The 17,748-nt window shown below is 51.8% G+C and carries 18 protein-coding genes; 8 read left to right on the plus strand and 10 right to left on the minus strand.

Going from position 1 to position 17,748, the window contains the following annotated elements; genetic code table 11:
- Positions 1-8: 8 nt before the first annotated feature.
- The 4 genes from OI69_RS06915 to ycjG all read right to left on the minus strand — a co-directional run bounded on the left by OI69_RS06915 (position 9) and on the right by ycjG (position 5,512).
- Complete coding sequence (locus OI69_RS06915) at positions 9-929, minus strand: ABC transporter permease (RefSeq protein WP_039347897.1); 921 nt, start codon at positions 927-929, stop codon at positions 9-11.
- A gap of 18 nt (positions 930-947) precedes the next feature.
- Positions 948-2,489 carry a glutathione ABC transporter substrate-binding protein gene (locus tag OI69_RS06920; RefSeq protein ID WP_039347900.1) on the minus strand — a complete coding sequence of 514 codons (1,542 nt, stop codon included), beginning with the start codon at positions 2,487-2,489 and terminating at the stop codon, positions 948-950.
- 141 nt (positions 2,490-2,630) lie between these two features.
- Positions 2,631-4,502 carry an ABC transporter ATP-binding protein gene (locus OI69_RS06925; RefSeq protein ID WP_039347904.1) on the minus strand — a complete coding sequence of 624 codons (1,872 nt, stop codon included), beginning with the start codon at positions 4,500-4,502 and terminating at the stop codon, positions 2,631-2,633.
- Positions 4,503-4,546: 44 nt separating this feature from the next.
- Positions 4,547-5,512: an L-Ala-D/L-Glu epimerase gene (gene ycjG, locus OI69_RS06930; protein WP_200886908.1), complete on the minus strand. Its 966-nt coding sequence runs from the start codon at positions 5,510-5,512 to the stop codon at positions 4,547-4,549.
- Between the two features lie 203 nt (positions 5,513-5,715).
- Here ycjG and rph point away from each other — a divergent pair, with 203 nt between their 5' ends.
- Positions 5,716-6,432 (plus strand): ribonuclease PH, encoded by a 717-nt coding sequence (gene rph, locus OI69_RS06935; RefSeq protein WP_039347910.1) that lies wholly within the window; start codon positions 5,716-5,718, stop codon positions 6,430-6,432.
- A gap of 56 nt (positions 6,433-6,488) precedes the next feature.
- Positions 6,489-7,130: an orotate phosphoribosyltransferase gene (gene pyrE, locus OI69_RS06940; RefSeq protein ID WP_039347912.1), complete on the plus strand. Its 642-nt coding sequence runs from the start codon at positions 6,489-6,491 to the stop codon at positions 7,128-7,130.
- 78 nt (positions 7,131-7,208) lie between these two features.
- Here pyrE and slmA read toward each other — a convergent pair whose 3' ends face one another.
- The 3 genes from slmA to coaBC form a co-directional block, all read right to left on the minus strand.
- On the minus strand, positions 7,209-7,805 hold the full coding sequence (gene slmA, locus OI69_RS06945; protein ID WP_039347914.1) for a nucleoid occlusion factor SlmA: 597 nt from the start codon (positions 7,803-7,805) through the stop codon (positions 7,209-7,211).
- A gap of 113 nt (positions 7,806-7,918) precedes the next feature.
- On the minus strand, positions 7,919-8,377 hold the full coding sequence (gene dut, locus OI69_RS06950; RefSeq protein ID WP_039347916.1) for a dUTP diphosphatase: 459 nt from the start codon (positions 8,375-8,377) through the stop codon (positions 7,919-7,921).
- Positions 8,355-9,632 carry a bifunctional phosphopantothenoylcysteine decarboxylase/phosphopantothenate--cysteine ligase CoaBC gene (gene coaBC, locus OI69_RS06955; RefSeq protein ID WP_407668742.1) on the minus strand — a complete coding sequence of 426 codons (1,278 nt, stop codon included), beginning with the start codon at positions 9,630-9,632 and terminating at the stop codon, positions 8,355-8,357. The genes dut and coaBC overlap by 23 nt, the downstream gene beginning before the upstream one ends.
- A gap of 153 nt (positions 9,633-9,785) precedes the next feature.
- Here coaBC and radC point away from each other — a divergent pair, with 153 nt between their 5' ends.
- The 6 genes from radC to OI69_RS06985 all read left to right on the plus strand — a co-directional run bounded on the left by radC (position 9,786) and on the right by OI69_RS06985 (position 14,405).
- Positions 9,786-10,451, plus strand: coding sequence for a RadC family protein (gene radC / locus OI69_RS06960; RefSeq protein WP_039347918.1), 666 nt, complete (start codon positions 9,786-9,788; stop codon positions 10,449-10,451).
- 237 nt (positions 10,452-10,688) lie between these two features.
- Positions 10,689-10,925 (plus strand): 50S ribosomal protein L28, encoded by a 237-nt coding sequence (gene rpmB, locus OI69_RS06965; RefSeq protein WP_005967968.1) that lies wholly within the window; start codon positions 10,689-10,691, stop codon positions 10,923-10,925.
- A gap of 11 nt (positions 10,926-10,936) precedes the next feature.
- A complete protein-coding gene (gene rpmG / locus OI69_RS19140) occupies positions 10,937-11,104 on the plus strand; it encodes a 50S ribosomal protein L33 (RefSeq protein ID WP_002442576.1) in 168 nt (55 codons plus the stop codon).
- 133 nt (positions 11,105-11,237) lie between these two features.
- On the plus strand, positions 11,238-12,617 hold the full coding sequence (locus tag OI69_RS06975) for a DUF6880 family protein (protein ID WP_052198322.1): 1,380 nt from the start codon (positions 11,238-11,240) through the stop codon (positions 12,615-12,617).
- A 30-nt stretch (positions 12,618-12,647) separates the two neighbouring features.
- The gene (gene mutM / locus OI69_RS06980; RefSeq protein WP_039347922.1) at positions 12,648-13,457 is read left to right on the plus strand and encodes a bifunctional DNA-formamidopyrimidine glycosylase/DNA-(apurinic or apyrimidinic site) lyase; all 810 of its coding nucleotides are present in this window, start codon (positions 12,648-12,650) and stop codon (positions 13,455-13,457) included.
- A 90-nt stretch (positions 13,458-13,547) separates the two neighbouring features.
- On the plus strand, positions 13,548-14,405 hold the full coding sequence (locus OI69_RS06985; protein ID WP_039347924.1) for a hypothetical protein: 858 nt from the start codon (positions 13,548-13,550) through the stop codon (positions 14,403-14,405).
- Positions 14,406-14,723: 318 nt separating this feature from the next.
- Here the strand turns inward: OI69_RS06985 and OI69_RS06990 are convergent, their stop codons facing one another.
- The 3 genes from OI69_RS06990 to waaA form a co-directional block, all read right to left on the minus strand.
- Positions 14,724-15,617 (minus strand): glycosyltransferase family A protein, encoded by an 894-nt coding sequence (locus OI69_RS06990; RefSeq protein ID WP_039347926.1) that lies wholly within the window; start codon positions 15,615-15,617, stop codon positions 14,724-14,726.
- A 138-nt stretch (positions 15,618-15,755) separates the two neighbouring features.
- Positions 15,756-16,244 carry a pantetheine-phosphate adenylyltransferase gene (coaD, locus tag OI69_RS06995; protein ID WP_039347929.1) on the minus strand — a complete coding sequence of 163 codons (489 nt, stop codon included), beginning with the start codon at positions 16,242-16,244 and terminating at the stop codon, positions 15,756-15,758.
- A 15-nt stretch (positions 16,245-16,259) separates the two neighbouring features.
- A complete protein-coding gene (gene waaA / locus OI69_RS07000) occupies positions 16,260-17,537 on the minus strand; it encodes a lipid IV(A) 3-deoxy-D-manno-octulosonic acid transferase (protein ID WP_039347932.1) in 1,278 nt (425 codons plus the stop codon).
- Between the last annotated feature and the right edge of the window lie 211 nt (positions 17,538-17,748).

The raw sequence follows: 17,748 nt of genomic DNA on the forward strand, positions 1-17,748 counted from the left end.
CGTGTCTCCTAACGTAGGCGAATCGCCGGATTGACCACCGCGTACAGCAGGTCCACCAACAGGTTAATGACAATAAATTCAAACACGAACAGCATCACCAGCGCCTGAATGACGGGCTGATCCTGCGTCTTGATGGATTCAATCAGCAGCCAACCTAAACCCGGCCAGCTAAACACGCTTTCGACCACGATAGAGCCACCAAGCAGGAAGCCGAATTGCAGCCCGAGCATGGTGATGACCGGGATCAGCGCGTTACGCATCACATGCTTCCAGGTAATCAGTCGGTTGCGGAGTCCTTTGGATCGCGCGGTACGCACATAGTCTTCCTGCGCGACTTCCAGAAACGCGGAGCGGGTAAAGCGCGCCATCACAGCGGCTACCGATGCCCCGAGCGTCAGCGCGGGCAGAATGATGTCGCTGGGCTGATTAAAGCCGCTGACGGAAAACACGCCGAACGGCATCGCCACAAACTGAATCAGCAACAGGCCGAGCCAGAACGGTGGCATGGAAATCCCGCCGACCGCGATGCTCATCAGCGTCCAGTCCTGCCATTTTCCGCGCTTGAGCGCCGAAACGACGCCGATCAGCAGGCCGAGTAGCACCGACCAGACAAACCCCGCCAGCGCCAGCCACATGGTGGGCATAAAGCTCTTGCTGATGACGTCGATAACCGGATGCTGCGTGCGGTAGGTGACACCCAGATCGCCGCTGAACAGGCCGCCGAGCCAGTTGATGTACTGCTGCGGCAGCGGGTCGTTCAATCCGAGCTGCTGACGGGCGGCTTCCACCGCCTCAATGGTTGCGTCAGCGCCCGCGTAAATACGTGCCGGATCGCCCGGCAGCAGTTTGATAAAACCGAACACTAACAGGGAGACCACCAGTAGAACCGGGATCATTTCCAGCAAACGTCGGACGATATAAGCAAACATGGCGTTCTCCCTGACCGATTACTTAAATTCAGCCTGATCGAAGATCAGCGAGCCATCTGCCAGCATGTACACGCCGTCGAGATTCTTGGTTTTACCGACGATGTTGTCTGGCGTACCCAGGAAGACCACAGGCGCATCCTGCCAAATCTGACGTTGTGCATCGGCGTAAGCGGCGGCACGTTTGTCGGCATCGGCGGTGGCCAGACCGGCGGTAATGGCTTTATCTGTTACCGGATTGCTGTAGTAGGAGACGTTATAAGCGGCCGGCACCCAGGATTCGGTGGAGAACAGAGGACGCAGCGCCCAGTCAGCATCACCCGTAGACGGCGACCAGCCGTTGTAGAACAGGTCAAATTCGGCATCTTTCGGATCTTTCACGCCAAACAGCTTAGCGTTGCGCATCCCTGAATCCATTGGGGTGACGGTGACTTTGACGCCGACCTGCTCTAACTGCTGTTTGAAGAACTGCGCGCTACGGATGTAGTCGGTGCGGTTTGTCGTCCACAGTTTCAGGCTCAGGCCGTTGGCGTAGCCGGCTTCTTTCAACAGCGCCTTGGCTTTTTCCGGGTTATAGGTGTAGTTCGGTGAACTCTGGCGCGCGAAGAACTGCACGTCTGGTGCCATCGCAGAGGTGGCAGGAACGCCCATACCCGCAAAGCCCACTTTCAGCCAAATGTCGCGGTTGATGGCGTAGTTGAGCGCCTGACGCACGCGGATATCGTTCAACGGTGGACGCAGGTTGTTCATCGCCAGCCAGAATTGATAAATGCTTGGGTCGCGCTGAATCGCCAGCTTGCTGTCGCTTTGTACGGTAGCAATCAGATCGGAAGGCAGCGGATACGCGGCATCGACCTGACCGGATTTCAGTGATGCCACGCGGGTGGAATCTTCCGGCGTCGGGTAGAAGGTCACGCTGTCCACTTTCGGCCAGCCTTTCTGCCAGTAGTTGTCGAATTTCACCAGCTTCACGTCTTTACCCTGCTGCCACTCGGCGAATTTGAACGGGCCAGTACCGACCGGGTGGACGCGCAACTGCGCTTCATCCGGGTATTGTTTCAGGGCTTGCGGGCTGTGCATGACGGCAGAGGGGTGCGCCAGCGTGTTCACAAAGGCACCAAAGGATTTGTTTAGCTCGATTTTGACCTGCGTCGGCGACAGCACAGTCACGGTTTGCACCATGTTAAACAGGCTATTACGTTTCAGACCTTTGCTCTGATCGGCCAGACGGTCAAGGTTGGCTTTAACGGCATCGGCGTTGAACGGCGCACCGTCCTGAAAGGTAATGCCTTCGCGCAGCGTGATGACGAACTCGGTCGCCGTGTCATTGCTGGTGTAGCCCGTCGCCAGACGTGGCACCAGCTTCATTTTATTATCGAACTGGAACAGGCGTTCGAAGATGCCGCTCTGAATCGAGTAGCTCAGCGTGTCTGAGGTATCGTGCGGATCGAGTCCGGTGATATCGGCATAGATGGAAATGCGAAGATCTTGCGCCTGGGCAACAGCCGCCAGACACAGTGATAGCCCGAGGGCAACGGCGGAGCGGCGAACGAATGGCTTCATGGTTATCTCTCCTGGTCAGCAATGAACGTGTGTTGTGTTGTGAATACGTCGTGTTTTGTGGCTATTTTTTGTCGCTGTTTTAACGGCTTATCTATACGACATTGTGTTGATACGACATTGTTTTTTATAAAATATTGTGTTTCAGGCGGCCGATTCGTTGTCGGCAACCCAGTGCTGCGGCGCGACCTCGCGGTAGCGCGTTTTGGTGACGACCTCACCGGCTTTACGCAAAGGTGAGGGGATTTCGCTGTCGTCAAACTGGCGTGTGCCGCGACGGGTTGGGTCGGCAATCGGAACCGAGGCCAACAGGCGGCGGGTATACGGATGTTGAGGATTGTTAAACACCGACTGGCGCGGGCCGATCTCTACAATCTGGCCGAGGTACATCACCGCGACGCGGTTGGCGATACGCTCGACAACGGCCATATCGTGTGAGATGAAAATCCACGACACGCCGGTTTTCTTCTGGAGATCCATCATCAGGTTGACGACCTGCGCCTGAATCGACACATCAAGCGCCGAGACGGCTTCGTCAGCAATGATGACCTGTGGCTGTAGCGCCATGGCGCGGGCAATCGCGATGCGCTGACGCTGCCCGCCGGAAAACTCGTGCGGATAACGCCGCGCATGCTCAGGCAGCAGGCCGACGCTTTTCAGCAGCGCCTGCACCTGCGGCGTCGCTTCTTCCAACGATTTCACCAGCCCGTGCAGCAGCAGCGGCTCAGCGATAGTAAAACCGACCGTCAGGCGCGGGTTGAGCGAGGCATACGGATCCTGAAATACCATCTGCATTTCCCGACGCAGCGGCTGGAAATCACGCTCTTTCATCTGGGAAATTTCGTTGCCCTGAAAGTGAATGCTTTCGGCGTCACTCTGAACCAGACGCAGCAGGGCGCGTCCGGTGGTGGACTTGCCGCAGCCGCTTTCCCCGACGATCGCCAGCGTTTCCCCCGGCCAGACGTTGAAATCAATCTGTTCTACCGCGTGAACGTGATGGCTCACGGTGGAGAAAATCCCGCTGCGCATCGGGTAATACACGCGCAGCCCGCGGATATCCAAGAGCGGCTCGGCGTCATAGCGTGCGGTGACCTGTTCACTATTTTCCGGCTCGGCGGCCTGCCCCAGCAGCGGGAAGCGCTTCGGCCAGAGGCTGTCGCGCATGTCGCCCAGCTTCGGTACGGCGGCCAGCAGCGACTGGGTATACGGGTGTTGCGGCGCGGCAAAAATCTGCTCGACGGAGCCTTGCTCCACGATCTCACCGCGATACATCACCACCACGCGGTCGGCGATTTCTGCCACTACGCCCATATCGTGGGTAATAAACAGCACCGCCATGTCGCTCTGCTGTTGCAGGTCGCGCAGGATTTGCAGAATGCGCGCCTGCACGGTGACGTCCAGCGCGGTGGTGGGTTCATCGGCAATCAACAGTTGCGGATCGCAGGCAAGCGCCTGTGCGATCATCACGCGCTGACGCATTCCGCCAGACAGCGAGTGCGGATAGCTTTTCATCACGCGATCGACATCCGCGATACGCACTTTATGCAGCAGTTCGCGGGCTTTTTTATCCGCGCTGGCGGCATCGCAGAGTTTGTGGTCCAGCAGCGCTTCGGTGAGCTGATCGCCGACTTTCAGTACCGGATTGAGCGAGGTCATCGGTTCCTGAAAAATCATGGCGAGATCGCGGCCGCGCAGTTTACGACGCGCGTCTGCTTTCATTCGCAGCAGATCATGCTGCTGCCCGTCGCGTGCGGTGAAACGGAGCGCGCCGCGTTCGATGTTGGCAGAATCTGCCAGCAGCCCCATCACGGTGAGTGACGTCACGGACTTGCCAGAACCACTTTCGCCGACCACGGCGACCACTTCCCCTTTATTCACGGTAAAGGAAATGCCTTTTAGCGCCTGATGCGTGCCGGAGCGGCCGCTAAAGCTGACGCTCAGATCGTCGATTTCCAGTACAGGTCTGGGGGCGTTACCGGGTGCTGTGGCGGCACCCGCGTGCATGATATCCGTCATGGTCACTCCGGTTGAGGGGGTTAAGGTTGCTGTGATTGATCGCGTCATAGCCAGATGCGGCCAAGGTTATAGGTCAGATAGGGCGAGCTGTCGGCGGCCAGCCAGATAGGGCCGTCGAGATCGACATGCTCGGCATCGGCGGCCACGGGCAGAGCGGCTTCCATCGCCATCGATGAACCCAGCATGCAGCCAACCATAATGCGCAGGCCGTGAAACTGAGCCTCACGTACCATCGCCAGCGCTTCCGTCAGCCCGCCACACTTGTCCAGCTTGATGTTGATCATGTCGTAACGACGGCGTAGCCCGACGATGTCCCCGCTGTGGCGGCAGCTTTCATCCGCGCAGATAGGGATCGGGTGGGTAAAGCGTTGTAAATCCTCGTCCTTACCGACCGGCAGCGGTTGCTCAATCATGGCGACCTGATAAGGCAGCAGCGCGGTAGAGAGGCTGTGTAAATCCAGCCCGCCCCAGCTTGCTCTCGCGTCGATAATCAATTTGGCTTCGGGAGCGGCGGCGCGAATGGCGGCGACTTTTTCCAGAATCAGTTCGCGATCCAGTTTGATTTTCAGCAGCAGCGCGCCGTGAGACACGGCACTGGAGGCGGCGGCGGCCATGTTCTCCACGCTGTCGAGCGCCAGCGTTTGCGCACACACCACGGATGTAGGAGGATGAATGCTAAGGCGTTGCCACAGCGTCTGTTTTTCCAATGCGGTGTTGAGCCGCCACAATGCGCAGTCCAGCGCATTTCTGGCGGCACCCGGCGGTAATTCTTGCTGAAGCTGTTCGATGGTCAGGCCATGCTCTATCGCCTCACGGATCGCTGAGAGCTGGCGACATACGCTATCGGCAGACTCGCCATAATGTGCGGCGGGCGTACATTCGCCTTGTCCGATAAATCCTTTTTCTTCTAACGCGACGCGGATAACAGTAACCGCATGACGCGTGCCGTTTTCAGATGCCATGGGACGGGCCAGTGGCAGATTGACCGTTTCAATTTGCATATGCCGCATCATGGTTGTTCTCATCAACGCTCAGGGGATAAATGGACTATTTCATGATGTTTCATGACTGACGAATACTTGTTTATGAGTAGGGTATAACCTGAGGTTATACCCTACGTTTAAGGTATGGCTTTCGCGTTGCGCTTTCCCGCAACGCGAAGGATTTCGTGTATAATACGTGCCAGTTTTCATTGATCCGCCGGAGATGAGCCATGCGCCCAACAGGCCGAAGTGCACAGCAAGTACGCCCCCTCAAATTAACCCGCCATTACACGAAACACGCCGAAGGTTCCGTTTTAGTCGAATTTGGCGACACCAAAGTGTTATGCAATGCCACGGTAGAAGAGGGTGTTCCGCGCTTTCTGAAAGGCCAGGGGCAAGGATGGGTCACTGCCGAATACGGAATGCTGCCGCGGGCGACGCACAGCCGTAACGCGCGTGAAGCCGCCAAAGGCAAGCAGGGCGGTCGCACGCTGGAGATTCAGCGCCTGATTGCTCGTTCTCTGCGTGCGGCTATCGACCTGAAAGTCCTCGGCGAGTACACCATCACGCTCGACTGCGATGTCTTGCAGGCCGACGGTGGTACGCGTACGGCGTCCATCACTGGCGCCTGCGTGGCGCTGGCCGATGCGCTGAACCAGATGGTCGCCAACGGCAAGTTGAAAAAGAACCCGATGAAAGGCATGGTGGCGGCGGTGTCCGTCGGCATTGTGAACGGCGAAGCGCTGTGCGATCTGGAATATGTGGAAGATTCCGCGGCGGAAACCGACATGAATGTGGTGATGACCGAAGACGGTCGCATGATTGAAGTGCAGGGAACGGCTGAAGGTGAGCCGTTCAGCCACGAAGAATTGCTCTCCCTGCTGGCGCTGGCACGAGGGGGAATTGATATCATTGTTCAGGCGCAGAAAGCCGCCTTAGCCGATTGATTTTTAAAGCGACCCATGGGTCGCTTTTTTTATATTTGAAGACGAGGAGATGCAGTATGAAAGCCTACCAGCGCCAGTTTATTGAGTTTGCACTCAGCAAGCAGGTATTGAAGTTCGGCGAATTTACTCTGAAATCCGGGCGTATTAGCCCCTATTTCTTCAACGCCGGACTGTTTAATACCGGGCGCGATCTGGCCTTACTGGGGCGTTTTTATGCGGAAGCCTTGGTGGATTCCGGGGTGGAATTCGATCTGTTGTTCGGGCCGGCTTACAAAGGCATTCCAATTGCCACCACTGCGGCAGTGGCGCTGGCAGAACACCACGATCTCGACCTTCCGTACTGCTTTAACCGCAAAGAAGCCAAAGACCACGGCGAGGGCGGCAGTCTGGTGGGTAGCCCGTTGCAAGGGCGCGTGATGCTGGTGGATGACGTAATTACGGCAGGAACGGCGATTCGCGAGTCGATGGCGATCATCGGTGCGCACGGTGCGACGCTGGCGGGGGTGATGATTGCATTGGATCGTCAGGAACGTGGCCGTGCCGACCTGTCTGCGATTCAGGAAGTGGAACGTGATTATCAGTGTAAGGTGATTTCGATTATTACGTTGAAGGAGTTGATCGCCTATCTGGCGGAAAAGCCGGAGATGGCAGCGCATCTGGATGCGGTGCAAGCCTATCGTGAGCAGTACGGGATTTAACGCTGTGAGTCAGAATGCCGTCAGATGTTTCTGACGGCATTCTGTCAATTTAAGGTATTTGCAATTTAACTGTCGTGTTCAATTTAGCTGTGCGGCTAACAGCGGCCAGCGGGTATCAAACTCCTGCGTCGGACGATAGCGGAATTCCGAGCGAATGAAGCGCGACAGCATCCCTTCGCAAAATGCCAACAGTTGGCTGGCCAGCAGTGTTTCATCATGCTGGAAACCCTTGCCATCGCGGAGTTTATGCTCACGTAATACCTGACGTAGCTGGGATTCAATACGCTCAAATAGCTGGTTGATACGCCCCTGCAAACGATCCTGTTCAAACATCAGCGCGTGACCGGTCATGATGCGGGTCAGACCTGGATTTCGTTCCGCAAACCCTAAAATAAGCAGCAAAATCAGACGAAGACGATTAAATGTCTCTTTTTCGTCTTGCAGAATCAGATTAATGCGGGTGGTCAGGCTATCCTCAATAAATTCAATCAGGCTATCAAACATCCGCGTTTTACTGGGGAAGTGTCGGTAGAGCGCCGCTTCGGACACGCCGACGTTCGCAGCCAGTTTTGCCGTGGTGATGCGTTGGCTACCGTCGCTGGATTCCAGCATCTGCGCCAGCGCCTGCAAAATTTCCTCGCGGCGATTCCTTTTCGTACTTTCTTTTTCTGCCATGTCTGAAAAGACCCTTGCTAAATATTTGACTGACAAGCACCCGGTAGCGCCACAGTCGCGATAGCTCGCTGTGGCTTATATGAATTTTTACACTATGGGGTGGCTGGAGCGCGTTAGCTACGGCCAGAGTGGCCGAAGCCGCCTTCTCCACGTTCGCTGCCGACGAAATCGTCGACCAGATTAAATTCGGCCTGAACGACGGGCACAAAAACCATCTGTGCGATGCGCTCGCCCGGTTCAACCGTGAACGTTTGTTGTCCCCGGTTCCAGACGGACACCATCAGTTGCCCCTGATAGTCCGAATCAATCAGCCCAACCAGATTCCCCAGCACTACGCCGTGTTTATGTCCCAGCCCGGAACGGGGAAGGATCACCGCCGCCAGCCCGGTATCGGCAATGTGAATCGCCAGTCCGGTGGGGATTAACGTGGTTTCCCCTGCTTTGAGTTCAATCACCTGATCCAGACAGGCACGCAGATCAAGCCCGGCAGAGCCTGGCGTCGCGTACGTGGGTAACGGGAATTGCTGCCCAACGCGTGGGTCAACAATCTTAACGTCGATTTTTTTCATCATAACGGCTGATAATCTCGTCGATTAATTTTTGTCCAAGAAGACGCTTGTCGCATTGCGGCAACGCCGTGTCTCCACCTTGCCAAAAAAGGTGTAACGCATTGGTTTCACTGTTAAAACCATGCCCGGAAAGAGAGACGTTGTTCGCGCAAATCAGATCCAGCTTTTTACGCGCCAGTTTTTGCCGGGCGTATTCTTCCACATTCTGGGTTTCGGCAGCAAACCCGACAACATAGGGACGGTTTTTCGTCATGGCGGCGACACCGGCGATAATATCCGGATTTTTGACCAGAGTGAGAGTCATTTCATCGCCCTGCTGACTCTGTTTTTTAATCTTCTCATCGGCGATATGTTTGGCACGATAATCTGCAACGGCAGCGCAACCAATAACAATATGTTGCTGTGCCGCGTGTTCCATCACCGCGTGTTCCATCTCCAACGCGCTGCCGACATCAATACGCGTGACGCCCAACGGAGTGGCAAGCGAAACCGGGCCGCTGACCAGTGTGACGTTAGCACCACGGGCGGCGGCGGCCTGCGCGATAGCAAAGCCCATTTTTCCTGAGCTGTGGTTAGTGATAAAGCGAACCGGGTCTAGCGCCTCTCTCGTCGGCCCTGCCGTCACCAGAATGTGCAGATGTTGCAGATCGTTGATGGCAGAAAAATGACGCTGTGCCAGCCCGACAATCTCCAGCGGGTCAATCATGCGCCCTGGCCCGATATCGCCGCACGCCTGACTGCCGCTATCCGGCCCCCAGACAGGTAAGCCACGAGAAGCCAGTGTGCGCAGGTTGTCCTGCGTGGGCTGTGCGCGGTACATCTGCTGATTCATCGCAGGGACAACGGCGATAGGCGCAGAGGTAGCCAGACAGATCGTGGTTAGCAGGTCGTTCGCCATGCCGGCGGCGACTCGGGCGATCAGATCGGCAGTGGCGGGGGCGAGAATGACTAAATCGGCCCATTTCCCCAGTTCAATGTGTCCCATTGAGGCTTCCGCGGCGGGGTCAAGCAGATCGTCTGAGACCGGATAGCCGGAGACGGCTTGTAGCGTCAGTGGGGTGATGAATGCTTTGGCGGCAGATGTCATGACAACCCGTACCTCGGCTCCGGCATCGCGCAGGCGTCGTACCAGTTCTGGACACTTATATGCCGCGATACCACCGCTGATACCCAGCACGATTCGTTTGCCGGAGAGTGCATTCAGGCTGGAAAATTCCGTCATCATCATGGTCCGATTGAAAGTCAGAAGAGTCACCATTTTACCATAACCTTGCCGTCAGAGAGGAATCTTAAGGTCGCCGCTGTGGTTCCCCGAAGAAGATTGCGAGGCGCTTCGCAGCCTGTTATCGCCGATATCGTCCTGTTTTTACGGACGTGACATGATAGCGCTGAGTGCTACAGGGAGAGGGCGATGGGTTGGGAAAAGGGATTGGCACCGCGTGAAAAGCTGGTGCGTTTAGGGGCTGAATCGCTGACGGATGTTGAACTGCTGGCCATTTTTTTACGTACCGGGTTACCCGGCGTGCATGTGATGCAACTGGCAGAGGCGTTGCTGGTGCAGTTTGGGTCGTTATATCAGTTGATGACGGCTGAGCAGTCTGCATTCCAGAGTGCCAAGGGGGTGGGAATATCAAAATATACGCAAATCAAGGCGATTGCAGAGCTGTCGCGACGGCTGTTTTTCTCACGTCTGGCGAAAGAGGATGCGATGCTCAATCCCCAGGCAACGGGTCAATATTTGCAGTTGCTACTCTCTCGGCGTGAGCGTGAGGTCTTTTTAGTTCTGTTTTTGGACAATCAGCACCACGTTATTCGCCATCAGGAGATGTTTGTTGGTACGATTAACAGCGTAGAAGTACACCCGCGTGAAATTGTGCGTGAAGCGCTAAAGGCAAATGCCGCCGCGCTGATTCTGGCGCATAATCATCCGTCGGGGAAAGCGGAGCCGAGTCAGGCTGACCGTGCGATAACCGAACAGATTGTTAAAGCCTGTCTGTTAATGGAGATCCGCGTGCTCGATCATTTGGTCATTGGGCAGGGTGAATACGTTTCTTTTGCCGAGCGCGGCTGGATTTAACAGATATTTGCGCGATCCAATGGGATCTTTAGCTGTTCGGGACTTGAGCACTTACGCTTCAGAGCGTATACTACGCCACCTTTGAGAATCTTGGGTGTGGCGTTAAGAGCCTATCTCAGCAGGTTTATCCTGATGACAGAGTCTTTTCAGTGAAGTTGCTGAGATGGGCTCTAAAGCCTGACGAGGCGGCCAAACCCTATACGAAGCTCGAGCTGATTTGATTTTTGGAGAATAGACATGTCCCGAGTCTGCCAAGTTACTGGCAAGCGTCCGGTGGCCGGGAACAACCGTTCCCACGCACTGAATGCAACCAAACGCCGTTTTCTGCCGAACCTGCATTCACACCGTTTCTGGGTTGAAGGCGAGAAGCGCTTTGTAACACTGCGTGTATCTGCTAAAGGTATGCGTGTTATTGATAAGAAGGGTATTGAGACGGTTCTGGCCGATCTGCGTGCCCGCGGTGAAAAGTATTAAGGAACTGAATCATGGCTAAGGGTGTTCGCGAGAAGATCAAGCTGGTTTCTTCTGCTGGTACTGGTCACTTCTATACCACTACGAAGAACAAACGTACTAAGCCGGAAAAATTGGAACTGAAGAAATTCGATCCAGTTGTCCGTCAGCACGTTGTCTACAAAGAAGCTAAAATTAAGTAATTTTAGCTTCTTAATGAAAAACCCGGCCTTGGTCGGGTTTTTTTTTGCACTCATTTTCCCACTCTTCCTGTTGTATCCTTTTTGACGTTATGCCAGTTTTCTGAGTTTCTACAACTATCACGGTAATGAAAATATGGACTCGACATTACACCAGATTTTGTTAGCGACACCGCATGCGCAACTCTTACTTTTGGTTGAATCAATTTATGGTTTGGAGCCAAAAGTAGACCAACGTATTGAAGCACTGTTGTATCGCCAAAATAAAAATATCGCGGCGCGAGAGAAATCACTAAAACAACGTATTGTGTCGATTTCCCGTGGTAAACGATTTATTGATTATTACGAGAGTCATGAGTTTGCTATAGCGCTTGAGGCACTGGTTGATGATGTCGCTTATCTGATCGATGACGCGCCGCAACAGGCATTTGCGCTGATTGATGCGCTGATGTCTACACATTCCCATGTCTACGAGCGGGCGGATGATTCGAATGGCGCTATTGGTGAGGCATATGTGGCGGCACTTGCGGTATGGATTAAGGCAGCAAGCCAGTGGCGAGCACAAGGTGAAAATACGTGGAATTGGCCTGATGAGGTAAAAAAACGGCATGAGAATAATGATTATGCCGTGTGGGATGGTGTGATTGCACAAAGTGGGACGTTACTCACAGCGTCAGAGTTGTGGCAGTTGGCGCAGGATTTTGAACGTGAATATGCTGAGGCCTTAATCGGGGCTTCTGAAGAGGGGTATAACTCCCGTGCGATGAATGCGACGATCGGTATTTCTGGTGTAGCGGAAGCCTTGAAAGACGTTGCACTCTTTGAGCGTTCTGTACTTTTGGGATCCCCAGAACCTAACGAATTACAAAAACTCCATATTGCGGAGTTCTGCCTGTCGATCAATGAAGCACAGGCGGCGCTGAAATGGCTAATGGAACCGTTCCAGAGTTACAGCGAGGGCAAACGTCAGGTATTGCTGGATCAAGCCTACACTCAGCTTGGCGATCACGATGCGCTCCTGGCTTTACGACGCGAGGCCTATCAACAACGTCCGGATTATACCCGGCTGCAAGCGTTGTTGGCTGTCTTGCAAGATGGGACGGAGCGAGAAACTTTACAGAATCAGGCTGCTGTCCGTGTGTTATCGATGGAAAACGTTGAATCCAGAATTGATACGTTATTGGCGCTCAATGCTTATGAACAAGCATCGACACAACTCCTTGCCCATCGGGAAGTGCTCAATGTCTTTTTCGGGGTATTGTTGGGCTGGGTAGAACAGTTTCATGATGCCAAGTATCCTTTAGCCGAGGTGGTTTGCTATCGTTTACTGCTCGACGATATTTTGGCTTCTGGCCGGAGTAAGGCATATGATCACGCGGCAAATTATTACCGTAAGTTGGATAAGCTGGCTTCTCAGATAATCAGTCATGCACCGCTATCGGAATGGGCAGATTATCAGGCGCAGCTAAAACAGCAGCACGGTCGAAAATACTCATTTTGGCAGCGTCTGCAATAATGGAGAGGCGCCGTTCAATAAAGGAAATGTATGCCTGAATTACCTGAGGTTGAAACCAGTCGTCGGGGTATTTCCCCGTATCTCGTTGGTCATACCATCCTTTATGCGGAGGTGAGGAACACACGTCTGCGCTGGCCGGTATCGGCGGAGATCCTTTCACTGAGCGATGTACCTGTGCTCAGCGTGCGTCGGCGGGCAAAATATCTGCTGATTGAACTCACTCACGGCTGGATGGTTGTGCATCTGGGTATGTCTGGCAGCCTGCGCGTGCTGCCGGAATACAGTGAACCGGAGAAGCACGATCATGTTGATTTGGTGATGGACAGCGGTAAGGTACTGCGTTACACCGACCCCCGGCGTTTTGGTGCCTGGCTGTGGACGGATAACCCTGAAACCTGCTCGGTACTGGCGCATTTGGGGCCAGAGCCATTAGAAGCTGAGTTCTCCGCCGATTATCTCTATCAGGCCTCACGCGGTAAAAAGACGGCAATTAAACAGTGGATTATGGATAACAAAGTGGTCGTTGGCGTCGGCAATATTTACGCAAGTGAATCGCTGTTTGCTGCGGGTATTCATCCTGACAGAGCCGCCGGATCGTTAAATGAAAACGACGCAGCCCGATTGGTCGGTGTGATTAAACAGGTGCTACAGCGTTCGATTGAGCAGGGCGGTACGACGCTGCGTGACTTTTTGCAATCAGACGGCAAGCCCGGTTATTTCGCGCAGGAGCTGCGAGTCTATGGCCGCAACGGTGAACCCTGTCGTACCTGTGGAACGCCGATCGACACTGCCAAGCATGGACAACGCAGTACGTTTTTTTGCCGGCGTTGTCAGGTATAGAGGGAAAAATATAATGATTACATTAAGTTATAAATAAAAGCTTGATTAGATTATTAAATTGATAAACATTAAAAAGAGTATAGACGTAATATGAAAACACTATTTTATACGCTTGCCTTTGGGAAACAGGAATATTATCTGCAAAGCCAGCTATTGATTATTTCTTTTCTGAAAAACAGAGTGCCTGATTCTATTTTTAGACTATATACAGATAAACCAGGTTTTTTTGATTTCTTAGCCGATGAAATAGAAATTTTTCCTATTGATAAAAAATACTTACAAGAATGTATAGGGGCTCATAAAGGGTATGTTTTTTCGGTTAAATTAAATCTTATAAAACGTGTCGCAATGGAGAAGGATTTTGATGCTACCGTTTTTCTAGATACAGATGTCGTCGCGTATCAATCATTGAGTTCATTAGTTAGCACCATATATCATGGTGGGTCAGTTATGTATCAACGAGAGAAAAAATATTCAAGAGAGTCGAAAAAAGAATATTGGAATGCTCTTTGTGCGATTGATACGCTGGAATATCGTGTTGATATCACATCGAGTCAATGGAATTCTGGTGTCGTTGGGTTACCACAGGGATGGGAAAATAAAATGCAGGATGCATCTGTCATTATGGATGAACTGCACGAATATGGTGTCAAACAGCATACTCTAGAACAAGTTGCTATTTCCGTCGTGCTGGAAAGCACAGGTAATATCCATCCTGCTACAGATAGTTTTATTCATTACTATGCTAATAAGTGTGCTTGGGAAGGATTGTGTGATGAATTGGAGAAATTAAAAAATAGTAATGTTGATGTTTGTCATTTAATTGATTGGTTTGGTGCTATAAAAACGCTGCCAGCGGCATTGCCTGATAAAGAAAATATTTTTTACCGTCTAATTGGCAAATGGAAAAAGAGTATCCAGAAACGTCTGTTACTCTCAAAAAAATGAAACTAATAACCTATCCCAAAAGGGACTCATCGTTAATAAGTAATGATTATTTATGAGGGGAAAATGGTGGGTAATACGTGGAAAATCAGTATAAACCTTAGGGAAAAGGCATCCTCTTGCAAGAGGATGCTGCGTTAGCTAGACATATCCGTGACGGGGGATTGAATGAGCGTTGATACGGTCAGCACTTCCTGACAAAGTTCAGGTGTGTATTTTTTACGTGCTGTCTGGTTTTATCATGTGAGTCTCCTCTGTCACTGAGTCTACTCACTTCGCCACGAGTCCACTATTGCTGGGTAGGATCATACCTGGCTTTGTCTATTTCGCGAGAAACCCGAAAAGATAGCGGAACCACCATAAAGGCCTCCACCATTTCTTCAACGGAGGAAGAGTGTGTGGCATGATGGTATTTTGGTATTTTACTTCCCAAGTATAATTAAGGAATATGCGGCTATGTCCATATTCAGCTCCGAATAATGCACACTCTTGTTTTTTTCTCAGATCGACGGGGGTATTTGCGCTAAGATCTCTATTTAATGAATGATAGCTTGCTTTACGATCTACATTTCTCTCAAAACAACGAATATATTTTGGAAGGTAACGTTGTTTAGATCCTTGATATTTATGGAATTTTACGAAGCGAAAATCTTCAGAACCGTAGTTCCCTGCAAATTCTTCATCATATCCCCAAAAACGCATAAACCTAGCTCGTGACATAAAGAAGGTATTGGAGTGACCATGATAGCGATCGCCGATATTATAGGTTTTTCCCCGATCGACGAAACCATTTTCGCGGCATTCATGGTAGATTTTATAGAAATTTCTACCTGGATTTTTATGGTTAATAAGATAAAGAAATGTATTTTCTGGTAGTTCTTGATCAAGATCGAGAATAATTATCTTATCAGATTTCGCATAGGTGACACCGAGGTTTCTTGCTCCGGCCTGATTCCAACGAATATCCTCTTTTATGCGTAACCAAGTGATGTTCAGTTCATATTCACCCGTATCATATTCAATCGGTGATCCGTCATCGACGATAACAAACTCAACTACCTCACGAATATATAAAGGAAGTTTTTCATATTCTCTTAACAGAGTGAAAACTGATTGAGGGTTGTCTTGGTTACAGTAAAAATGTGTAACGTAACTTAGCTTAATATGCTGTTTATCAAGAGGGTGTCGTTGAGTGATTGAATAATTATTTTCCATTTTTACTATTCCTAAAATAGATCTATTTATAAATATTTTTATCTGATAGTAGTTGAAAGATTTTTTTATTATTTAATCCCCATTATTCAGTCTATTTTTTAATAGCTAGAGGGTATATTCAAAGAAAAAATAATTCCTCTACATATTCTTTGAGAGTTTGTTCTGTAAAGCACTCACAATGGCATCGGGTAAGAAATGCGATACATCCCCACCGTGACGTGCGACCTCTTTGACCAAAGAGGATGAAACAAACGACCACTCTTCCGATGGCATCAGGAAGACGCTTTCAAGTGTTGGCATCAGGTGGTGATTCATTTTTGCGAGCTGGAGTTCATATTCGAAGTCGGCAACGGCGCGTAAACCGCGCACCAGAACATTGGCATTTTGCTGCTGCGCGAAGTGTGCCATGAGATCGCTGAAGCCAATGACTTCGACATTCGACAAATGCTGTGTCGCACCTTTTGCCAGTGCTACACGCTCATCCAGAGTGAAAAGCGTATGCTTGCTTGGGCTGGCGGCGATGGCCAGAACTACATGGTCAAACAGTCGTGATGCACGCGTCAGCAGATCCAAATGACCGTTGGTTAATGGATCGAATGTCCCAGGATAAATCGCTTTGGTTGTCATCACGTCAGTCCTTCATCACTGTGTTCGCTGAGGTAAATAAGGTTCCAGTAGCGTTAGTAGCATCTGTAGCGCACCCTGATTTTGGTGTAACACCTCCACGGCGTGCCGGCCATAGTAGAGGCGATAATCCTCGTCAGCGAGCAGCTTCCCCACCTCTTTTCCAAGCGAATCTGCATTGGTCACGGTAATCAACCCGTCAGCTTGTTCAAGCTTGTTGCAGATGTCTTTAAAGTTGAACGTGTGCGGCCCCATTAATACTGGAATAGCATGAGCTGCCGCTTCCAGCGGATTATGACCGCCTCGTTCGACCAAACTCCCTCCGACAAAAGCCAGATCGGCGATACCGTATAACAGCATCAGTTCGCCCATGGTATCGCCAATGACCACCTGAGTGTTTGCAGATGGTTGTTCACCGCTGCTGCGCAGGGTGTAGGTGAACCCCAGATTTTCTGCCAATGCCTGCGTGGTGGCGAAACGTTCTGGGTGGCGAGGCACCAGAATCAGTAATAAGTCAGGGTAGGTGCCAAGCAGTTGTCGATGAGCGTCCAGAATGATCGCTTCCTCACCCTCGTGCGTACTCGTGGCGATCCATACTGGACGATGTGCCGCCCATTGCCGGCGCAATGTCACTGCGCGTGCCGCCAGTTCTGGCGTCACGGAGATATCAAATTTGAGGCTACCTGTCACTTTCAGGCTTGAGCGCTTCAGGCCAAGATCGATAAATCGATTCCCATCTTCCTGATTCTGTGCGGCGACGAGGGTAATGCGCCGCAAGATATGGCGCATTAGCTTGCCGATTTTTTTATAACCCGCCGCGGAGCGTTCAGACAGTCTTGCATTGGCAATGACTAACGGAATCTCGCGCTTGTGCAATTCCGCGATCAGATTTGGCCACAGTTCGGTTTCCATAATGATGACAATTTTTGGACGAACCTGGTCGAAAAAACGTTTCAGGGCGCAGGGCAAATCATAAGGCAGGTAAACGTGATACACCGTGTCGCCAAAAGCGGAGCGCACGCGTTCGGAGCCGGTGGGCGTCATGGTGGTTACTGTAATCGGTAGATTGGGGTAACGATGGCGCAGTGCTCTCACTAAGGGAATGGCGGCGAGTGTTTCACCCACCGACACTGAATGCAGCATGATACCGTCTGGCTTCACTTTCTCTGCACAAAAACCGTAGCGCTCACCCCAGCGCCGACGATAGGCCGGAGCCTTGCGACCACGAAGCCACAAGCGAAGCCAAATCAACGGTTGAATGAGGTACAGGATAATGGTGTAGAGAGTTTGTAGCATAAGGTTTACTGTTATCGGTTATCGCTGGGGTGATTTTATCGGGTTCGTGAGGATAAGGCTATTTGTAAAATGGATGTCGTTTATTCCCCCGGGTGCCCTTCCCCGTAAAAATAGCTGGGGTGTGCATATGGCCGCAATTGTTGAGTTTGGTTCGGGATAAACAGGCAACCGGACAATCCGACTATATCCATATGCACCTTACTTATGAGAC

This window comes from Pectobacterium fontis, from assembly GCF_000803215.1.
In the GTDB taxonomy this organism is placed as follows: Bacteria; Pseudomonadota; Gammaproteobacteria; order Enterobacterales; family Enterobacteriaceae; genus Pectobacterium; species Pectobacterium fontis.

What these genes read in the sequence shown, in the direction of transcription:
- OI69_RS06915 (WP_039347897.1), bottom strand. Translation starts at nt 929, where the DNA reads ATGTTTGCTTATATCGTCCGACGTTTGCTGGAAATGATCCCGGTTCTA.
- OI69_RS06920 (WP_039347900.1), bottom strand. Translation starts at nt 2,489, where the DNA reads ATGAAGCCATTCGTTCGCCGCTCCGCCGTTGCCCTCGGGCTATCACTG.
- OI69_RS06925 (WP_039347904.1), bottom strand. Translation starts at nt 4,502, where the DNA reads ATGACGGATATCATGCACGCGGGTGCCGCCACAGCACCCGGTAACGCC.
- ycjG (WP_200886908.1), bottom strand. Translation starts at nt 5,512, where the DNA reads ATGCGGCATATGCAAATTGAAACGGTCAATCTGCCACTGGCCCGTCCC.
- rph (WP_039347910.1), top strand. Translation starts at nt 5,716, where the DNA reads ATGCGCCCAACAGGCCGAAGTGCACAGCAAGTACGCCCCCTCAAATTA.
- pyrE (WP_039347912.1), top strand. Translation starts at nt 6,489, where the DNA reads ATGAAAGCCTACCAGCGCCAGTTTATTGAGTTTGCACTCAGCAAGCAG.
- slmA (WP_039347914.1), bottom strand. Translation starts at nt 7,805, where the DNA reads ATGGCAGAAAAAGAAAGTACGAAAAGGAATCGCCGCGAGGAAATTTTG.
- dut (WP_039347916.1), bottom strand. Translation starts at nt 8,377, where the DNA reads ATGATGAAAAAAATCGACGTTAAGATTGTTGACCCACGCGTTGGGCAG.
- coaBC (WP_407668742.1), bottom strand. Translation starts at nt 9,632, where the DNA reads ATGGTGACTCTTCTGACTTTCAATCGGACCATGATGATGACGGAATTT.
- radC (WP_039347918.1), top strand. Translation starts at nt 9,786, where the DNA reads ATGGGTTGGGAAAAGGGATTGGCACCGCGTGAAAAGCTGGTGCGTTTA.
- rpmB (WP_005967968.1), top strand. Translation starts at nt 10,689, where the DNA reads ATGTCCCGAGTCTGCCAAGTTACTGGCAAGCGTCCGGTGGCCGGGAAC.
- rpmG (WP_002442576.1), top strand. Translation starts at nt 10,937, where the DNA reads ATGGCTAAGGGTGTTCGCGAGAAGATCAAGCTGGTTTCTTCTGCTGGT.
- OI69_RS06975 (WP_052198322.1), top strand. Translation starts at nt 11,238, where the DNA reads ATGGACTCGACATTACACCAGATTTTGTTAGCGACACCGCATGCGCAA.
- mutM (WP_039347922.1), top strand. Translation starts at nt 12,648, where the DNA reads ATGCCTGAATTACCTGAGGTTGAAACCAGTCGTCGGGGTATTTCCCCG.
- OI69_RS06985 (WP_039347924.1), top strand. Translation starts at nt 13,548, where the DNA reads ATGAAAACACTATTTTATACGCTTGCCTTTGGGAAACAGGAATATTAT.
- OI69_RS06990 (WP_039347926.1), bottom strand. Translation starts at nt 15,617, where the DNA reads ATGGAAAATAATTATTCAATCACTCAACGACACCCTCTTGATAAACAG.
- coaD (WP_039347929.1), bottom strand. Translation starts at nt 16,244, where the DNA reads ATGACAACCAAAGCGATTTATCCTGGGACATTCGATCCATTAACCAAC.
- waaA (WP_039347932.1), bottom strand. Translation starts at nt 17,537, where the DNA reads ATGCTACAAACTCTCTACACCATTATCCTGTACCTCATTCAACCGTTG.